7 protein-coding genes are annotated in these 7,529 nt (G+C 73.1%); 6 read left to right on the top strand and 1 reads right to left on the bottom strand.

Annotation, left to right across the window (positions count from 1 at the left end; genetic code table 11):
- Positions 1–620: phosphoribosylglycinamide formyltransferase (gene purN, locus LCE31_RS33050; RefSeq protein WP_225021039.1), on the top strand; the 620-nt coding region annotated here is incomplete at its 5' end.
- Entirely contained in the window at positions 617–2,188 is a 1,572-nt protein-coding gene (purH, locus tag LCE31_RS33045; RefSeq protein ID WP_225021037.1) for a bifunctional phosphoribosylaminoimidazolecarboxamide formyltransferase/IMP cyclohydrolase, read from the top strand. The genes purN and purH, both read left to right, overlap by 4 nt.
- Before the next feature lie 133 nt (positions 2,189–2,321).
- On the opposite strand, the gene LCE31_RS33040 is transcribed toward purH, so the two are convergent.
- Positions 2,322–2,939, bottom strand: coding sequence for a hypothetical protein (locus LCE31_RS33040; RefSeq protein ID WP_225021035.1), 618 nt, complete (start codon positions 2,937–2,939; stop codon positions 2,322–2,324).
- A gap of 226 nt (positions 2,940–3,165) precedes the next feature.
- On the opposite strand from LCE31_RS33040, the gene LCE31_RS33035 reads away from it, so the two are divergent.
- The 4 genes from LCE31_RS33035 to LCE31_RS33020 all read left to right on the top strand — a co-directional run bounded on the left by LCE31_RS33035 (position 3,166) and on the right by LCE31_RS33020 (position 7,370).
- On the top strand, positions 3,166–4,026 hold the full coding sequence (locus LCE31_RS33035; protein WP_225021033.1) for a bifunctional methylenetetrahydrofolate dehydrogenase/methenyltetrahydrofolate cyclohydrolase: 861 nt from the start codon (positions 3,166–3,168) through the stop codon (positions 4,024–4,026).
- The gene (locus LCE31_RS41010; protein ID WP_225021031.1) at positions 4,023–4,790 is read left to right on the top strand and encodes a DUF3017 domain-containing protein; all 768 of its coding nucleotides are present in this window, start codon (positions 4,023–4,025) and stop codon (positions 4,788–4,790) included. Before LCE31_RS33035 ends, LCE31_RS41010 begins: the two co-directional genes overlap by 4 nt.
- A 115-nt stretch (positions 4,791–4,905) precedes the next feature.
- Positions 4,906–6,174: a helix-turn-helix domain-containing protein gene (locus LCE31_RS33025; protein WP_225021029.1), complete on the top strand. Its 1,269-nt coding sequence runs from the start codon at positions 4,906–4,908 to the stop codon at positions 6,172–6,174.
- A 206-nt stretch (positions 6,175–6,380) separates the two neighbouring features.
- Complete coding sequence (locus LCE31_RS33020; RefSeq protein ID WP_225021027.1) at positions 6,381–7,370, top strand: malate dehydrogenase; 990 nt, start codon at positions 6,381–6,383, stop codon at positions 7,368–7,370.
- The last annotated feature ends 159 nt before the right edge of the window (positions 7,371–7,529 follow it).

Below are 7,529 nucleotides of genomic sequence, written 5' to 3'. Positions count from 1 at the left end.
GCCTCGTCGTCCTGGTCTCCGGGTCGGGTACGAACCTCCAGGCGCTGATCGACAGGATCGGCGCCGAGGGGGCCGCGTTCGGCGCGGAGATCGTCGCCGTCGGCGCCGACCGCGACGGCATCGAGGGCCTTCGGCGCGCGGAGCGGGCCGGGCTGCCGGTCTTCGTGTGCCGCGTACGCGACCACGAGACGCGCGACGCCTGGGACCGGGCCCTGGCGGAGGCGACGGCCGCGTACGAACCCGATCTGGTGGTGTCCGCGGGCTTCATGAAGATCGTCGGCAAGGAGTTCCTCGCCAGGTACGGCGGGCGCTTTGTCAACACCCACCCCGCCCTGCTGCCCAGCTTTCCCGGCGCCCACGGCGTGCGCGACGCGCTGGCGTACGGGGCGAGGGTCACGGGCTGCACCGTCCACTTCGTCGACGACGGCGTCGACACCGGTCCGATCATCGCCCAGGGCGTGGTCGAGGTCCGGGACGAGGACCACGCAGACCACGAGGCCGGCGGGAACGCGCTCCATGAGCGCATCAAGGAAGTCGAGCGACGGCTGCTCGTCGATGTCGTGGGGCGTCTGGCCCGGCACGGCTACCGCATCGAGGGACGAAAGGTAACGATCACGTGACCGCCGAAGGTACGAAGCGGCCGATCCGCCGCGCTCTGGTCAGCGTCTACGACAAGACGGGCCTGGAGGAGCTGGCCGAGGGGCTGCACGAGGCCGGCGTCACGCTGGTCTCCACCGGCTCCACCGCCGCGAGGATCGCCGCGGCGGGCGTGCCCGTCACGAAGGTCGAGGACCTCACCGGCTTCCCCGAGTGCCTCGACGGCCGGGTCAAGACGCTGCACCCGCGCGTCCACGCGGGCATCCTCGCCGACCAGCGCCTCGAAGCGCACCGGCAGCAGCTCGCGGACCTCGGCATCGAGCCGTTCGAGCTGGTCGTCTCGAACCTCTACCCGTTCCGGGAGACCGTCGACTCCGGGGCGACCCCCGACGAGTGCGTCGAGCAGATCGACATCGGCGGCCCCTCGATGGTGCGCGCCGCCGCCAAGAACCACCCGTCCGTGGCGATCGTGACGAGCCCGGCGCGGTACGCGGACGTGCTCACGGCCGTGCGCGGCGGCGGCTTCGACCTCGCGGCCCGCAAGCGCCTCGCCGCCGAGGCGTTCCGGCACACGGCCGCGTACGACGTCGCCGTGGCGTCCTGGTTCGCGGCCGACTACGCGGTGGCCGCCGACGACGACGGCGGTTTCCCGGAGTTCCTGGGCGCCACGTACGAGCGCGCGAACGTCCTGCGCTACGGCGAGAACCCGCACCAGCCCGCCGCCCTCTACCGGTCCCCGGGCGCCGGCGGCCTGGCGGGCGCCGAGCAGCTGCACGGCAAGGAGATGTCGTACAACAACTACACGGACACGGACGCCGCGCGCCGTGCCGCGTACGACCACGCCGAGCCGTGCGTCGCGATCATCAAGCACGCGAACCCGTGCGGCATCGCCGTCGCGGGCGATGTCGCCGAGGCGCACCGCAAGGCGCACGCCTGCGATCCGCTCTCCGCGTTCGGCGGCGTGATCGCCGTCAACCGCCCGGTGACGGTGGAGATGGCCGAACAGGTCGCGGAGATCTTCACCGAGGTCATCGTCGCCCCCGGCTACGAGGACGGCGCCGTCGAGGTGCTGGCCCGCAAGAAGAACATCCGCGTGCTGCGCTGTCCCGAGGCGCCCGCGTCGGCCCACGAGGTCAAGCCGGTCGACGGCGGCGTGCTGCTCCAGGCCACCGACCGGTTCCAGGCCGGGGGCGACGACCCGGCCAACTGGACGCTGGCGACGGGCGAGGCCCTGTCGGCGGCGGAGCTGGACGAGCTGGCGTTCGCCTGGCGGGCGTGCCGCGCGGTGAAGTCGAACGCGATCCTGCTGGCCAAGGGCGGCGCGTCCGTCGGCGTCGGGATGGGACAGGTCAACCGCGTGGACTCGGCGAAGCTCGCGGTGGAGCGCGCGGGGGAGGAGCGCGCGCGGGGCGCGTTCGCCGCGTCGGACGCCTTCTTCCCGTTCCCCGACGGCCTGGAGGTGCTGCTGGAGGCGGGCGTGCGCGCGGTGGTACAGCCGGGCGGTTCCGTACGGGACGAGTTGACGATCGAGGCGGCGAAGAAGGCCGGAGCGACGATGTACTTCACGGGTACGCGGCACTTCTTCCACTGACGCGGACCCGGCGCTTCCGCTGACGCGGGTCGGCGCTTGGGGCTGTTCGCGCCGCGTGCGGGACCGGCCGGTGCCGTACGGCGCCCAGATCGTCCGGCGTCCAGACCTTCCGGCGCCGGGCGAGAGCGCTTGATCAGGCGCGCTGGCGGTTGAACCAGGCGGCGCCGTCGGACTTCGCCACGAAGACGATCACCAGGATCGACAGCACCAGGTGCACGATGCCCAGCACGGTGAACGGGTAGAGCGCGAGGAGGGCGGTGAGCACACCGACCACGATCAGGGTGACGCGCAGGCCGTTGCCCCCGCTCTTGACCTTGACGGCGAGCACGGCGAGCAGCACGCACCACACCAGCGCGAGGACGGCTATGCCGATCACCATGGACGTGCCCTTGTCCATCAGGCTGGTGAGCTGGGAGTCGTCCGTGTTGTCCTTGGCGCCGTTGATGGCGACCCCGGCGATGATGAAGATGATGCCGCCGATCAGGCACAGGCCCGACATGATCCACAGCATCACGCGCGCGGCCTTCACCCCGCCCGGCATCTCGGTCACCGCGCCCCCGCCCGGGTAGCCGCCGGCGCCGTACGGCTGTACGGGCGGGGCCTGCGGATAGCCGTAGCCGGGCTGGCCCTGGGGCTGGCCCGCGGGGTAGCCGTAACCGGACTGCTGGCCCTGGGGCGGAACCTGGGACCCCTGGCCCTGTGGCTGGCCCTGGGGCGGCCCGTACGGGTTGTTCGGCTCGCCGAAGCTCATGAACGATTCCTCCGTGATGGTGCGGGGACGTGCGGTCCGCGCGGAGGAAGCATGACGAACTGAGCGGACGCCCCCCTGCACTGCCGCGGTTCTACGAGGTCATCGTGCTGGCGCAATCAGCGCCTTGTCCAGCCACTTCCCGTATGCGTTGTGTAAGCGCAACGTATGCGGGACGGGCCGGGGACCGAATTGGAACAGTGACAGGGTCATCCGCGAGAATGGCGCCATGAGCGCGCAGATTCTCGACGGCAAGGCCACAGCGGCCGCGATCAAGACCGATCTGGCGGTCCGCGTGGCGGCCCTCAGAGAACGGGGCGTGACGCCCGGCCTCGGCACGCTCCTCGTCGGCGACGACCCCGCGAGCCGCTGGTACGTCGACGGCAAGCACCGCGACTGCGCCCAGGTCGGCATGGCGTCGATCCAGCGCGAACTGCCGGACACGGCCACGCAGGAGGAGATCGAGGCGGTGGTGCGGGAACTCAACGAGGACCCGGAGTGCACCGGCTACATCGTCCAACTGCCGCTGCCCGAAGGCATCGACACCAACCGCGTGCTCGAACTCATCGATCCGGCCAAGGACGCCGACGGACTGCACCCCACCAACCTCGGCCGCCTGGTGCTGAACGAGGCGGGCCCGCTGCCCTGCACGCCGAACGGCATCCTGCGCCTGCTGCGCCACCACGGAGTCGCGATCGACGGCGCGCATGTGGTGGTCGTGGGCCGGGGCGTCACCGTGGGCCGCTCGATGCCGCTGCTGCTGACCCGCAAGTCCGAGAACGCGACGGTCACGCAGTGCCACACCGGCACCCGTGACCTGGCCGCCCAGCTGCGCCAGGCCGACATCATCGTGGCGGCGGCCGGGGTGCCCTACATCGTCAAGCCCGACGACGTGAAGCCGGGCGCGGCCGTGCTCGACGTCGGCGTGAGCAGGGACGCGGGCGGCAAGATCGTCGGAGACGTGCACCCCGACGTGGCGGAGGTGGCCGCCTGGCTGTCCCCGAACCCGGGCGGCGTGGGCCCGATGACCCGCGCGGAACTGCTGGTCAACGTGGTCACGGCGGCCGAGCGGGCGGTGAGCGCGGAGTGAGCGGAACGCCCGCACCCCAGTCGCCTCCCGGCGGCGCGGAGCCCGTGTCCGGCACGCCCGAGGCCGTGACCGGCGAGACGCGGCACGAGAGTCCGGTGGACCCGGCGCCCGGCACCTCCGGCCCCGCCGCGTCCGGAAAACCCGCGAGGAGCGGCTCCGAGGAGCCCGCGCCGCGTGCGTCCGAGAAGGAGGCGGCCGTGTCCGGTGAGGAAGCGGCCGCGTCCGGAACCGCCGAGGAGGCCCTGCCCGAGGGCTCAGGCGGTTCCGAAACCGCCGAGGGAGACGGCGGTTCGGCCGGAGCCGACGGAGACCGGGACGACGGAGCCGGTGCGACGCGGCTGAGCGGCGCCACCGCTCTCGGCGCGGCCGGGGACGCGGAGGAGCCGCCCGCCACGCAGGACTTCCCGCCGCCGGAGGGCGCGGGCCGCGCGGCCTCGGGCGGCGCCCCGGCGCCTGCCAGGCAGTGGCCGCTGATCAGCGTGCTCGCACTGGCGGCGCTCGGACTGCTGACGGTCGGTGTGCACCCCTTCGAGGCCGCGTTCCGGGTCGGCACGATCATGGTCGGTGTCGCGCTGGCCGGCGGCGCCGTGCTGCGCCGCGTGGTGCCGTCGGTCGGCATGCTGGCCGTACGGTCGCGGTTCACGGACATGGTCACGTACGGCGTACTGGGCGTCGCGATCGTGCTGTTCGCGCTGATGATCCAGCCGCGTCCGTGGATCGACATCCCGTTCCTCCAGAGCGTCGTGCACTCGTCGGTTCCGTAAGCGGCGCGCGTTCCCCGGGACGGCGAAGTGGCCGTTCGGGCACTGTGTGATCGGCCGGTAACAGTGGGAGACTTGGCCGGGCGCCGCGAGCGCGCGCCCGGTGTGAGGGGGGCTCATGGCGCGCCGTGGCACGGACCCCGCGGGTGAACTCGCGGACCGCATGCGGGAACTGATCGACCGCAGCGGGCTCAGCCTGGACGCGATCGCGATCAGGACCGGCCGCGGCCGGGACGAGTGGGAGGCGTACGTACGCGGCCTGCGCCGCCCGCCGCGCGAGGTGACGTCGGCGCTGGCCGAGGCCGTCGGTACGCACGAGGCGCCGCTGCTCGAACTGTGGGACCGCGCGGAACTCCGGGCCAGGTCCGAGGGCACGGACCTGGACGCCTATCCGACGATCTTCCTCACGGGCGGCGCGCTCGACAGCTTCAGCGACCAGGACGAGAGCCCCGGGGAGCATGACGAGCCCGACGGTTCCAGGGACCAGGACGAGCCGGATGTCCGGTACGGCCCCGGCCACGACACCCCGCACGACGATGGGGCCGCGGGCGCGGGCCCGGACGACGACGCCGATCGCTTCGACGGGCCGCCTCCGCCCCGCCATCTCGGCGACTTCACCGACTTCAGCGGCTCCACCGGCTTCGGTGATTTGGGCGGGGACGGCCGGCCGGGCCCCGGGCCCCGGCCCGGCCGCGCCAAGACCCTCGTGCTCGTGTCGACGGCCGTGGGGGTCGCGCTCGTCGTCCTCGCCGTCGTCCTGCTGACGGGTCTCGGCGACACCGGCTCGGGCGGCGCCCGCACGGACGCGGGACGCACGGCCGCCGGACGTACGGCCGCCGGTACGGCCCCCAGCGGGGCCGCCTCGCCCACGTCGGCGGGTACCGCGCTCGGCGGTGAGTCCGCCACCGGGCCAGGACCCGGCGGCACACCGGGCTCCGGAGCCTCGGGCTCCGCCCCGCCTCCGGTCTTCGGCTCTGCCGGTGCCTCGGGTCCCGCGACCGGCTCGGCCTCGCCGCAGGCGCCCGGCGCATCGGCCTCCGTGTCCCTTCCCCCTGGTGTGGGGTGCGCGCCGGGGGCGTGCGCCGGGCTCGATCCGGAGGCCATGGGGTGTGCGTCGGGACACGCGACGACCCTCGCCACCGGCACGGTCGGCGGCGCGTTCGTCGAGGTACGCTACAGCGCGGTGTGCGCCGCGGCCTGGGGCCGGGTGACGGGCGCGGCGGCGAGCGGGTCGCTGCTGATCACCCCGGGCGGGGGCCCGGTCGCCGCCGACGCGGGCGGCCCGAGCGGCTCGTACACGCCGATGGTCGCCGCGCCGGAGCCGCACGCGCTGCGCGCCTGCTTCACCCTGTCGACCGGCGCCGAGGGCTGTGCCACCGCCCGGTGAGCCATGACACCCGGGGGCACAGCTGTCCCGGCCCGCCGGTCGGATAGCCTGGCCGCTGGATTTCTCTTCACATCAAGATTCGGAAGGTCCCGGCCGCGACCCGGACCGTCGGCCGCTCCGGGCGGTTGTGGGGAGGCGTCCCGCACACCGGGGGCCCGCACCACCAGGGCAGGGCCCCACACCGCCGCTTGCTATCGGAGATCGCCATGACCCGCACTCCCGTGAATGTCACCGTCACCGGCGCGGCCGGCCAGATCGGCTACGCGCTGCTGTTCCGCATCGCTTCCGGCCAACTGCTCGGCGCGGACGTGCCGGTCAGCCTGCGGCTCCTGGAGATCCCGCAGGGTCTCAAGGCCGCCGAGGGCACCGCGATGGAGCTGGACGACAGCGCCTTCCCGCTCCTGGCGGGCATCGACATCACCGACGACCCGAACAAGGTGTTCGACGGTGCGAACGTGGCCCTGCTCGTCGGCGCCCGCCCCCGTACGAAGGGCATGGAGCGCGGCGACCTCCTGGAGGCCAACGGCGGCATCTTCAAGCCGCAGGGCAAGGCCATCAACGACCACGCCGCGGACGACATCAAGGTCCTCGTCGTGGGCAACCCGGCCAACACGAACGCGCTGATCGCCCGCGCCGCCGCGCCCGACGTACCGGCCGGCCGCTTCACCGCGATGACCCGCCTCGACCACAACCGCGCGCTGACGCAGCTCGCGCAGAAGACCGGCGCAGCGGTCTCCGACATCAAGCGCCTCACGATCTGGGGCAACCACTCCGCCACGCAGTACCCCGACATCTTCCACGCGGAGATCGCGGGCAAGAACGCGGCGGAGACCGTCAACGACGAGACCTGGCTCGCCGAGACGTTCATCCCGACCGTCGCCAAGCGCGGCGCCGCGATCATCGAGGCGCGCGGCGCGTCCTCCGCCGCGTCCGCCGCGAACGCCGCGATCGACCACGTCCACACCTGGGTCAACGGCACCGCCGAGGGTGACTGGACGTCGATGGGCGTCGTCTCCGACGGCTCGTACGGTGTCGCGGAGGGCCTGATCTCCTCCTTCCCCGTCACCACGAAGGACGGCTCCTACGAGATCGTCCAGGGCCTCGACATCAACGACTTCTCGCGCTCGCGCATCGACGCGTCCGTCAAGGAGCTGGAGGAGGAGCGCGACGCGGTGCGCGGCCTCGGCCTGATCTGAACCGACTTGAATCGAACCGAGCCGATCGGAACCGAGCTGGTCTGAACCGGCCTGATCCGAACCGGGCTGATCCGGATCGGGCCGGCATCGGTCACGGGACGGGGGGGGGGCCCCGCCCGCGGGGGGGGGCGGGCCGGGGGGGGGTGGGGGGATAGGGGG

The organism is Streptomyces sp. 8L (assembly GCF_020176795.1).
Taxonomy (GTDB): Bacteria; Actinomycetota; Actinomycetes; order Streptomycetales; family Streptomycetaceae; genus Streptomyces.
This window is presented reverse-complemented; position numbering and strand designations above follow the sequence as displayed.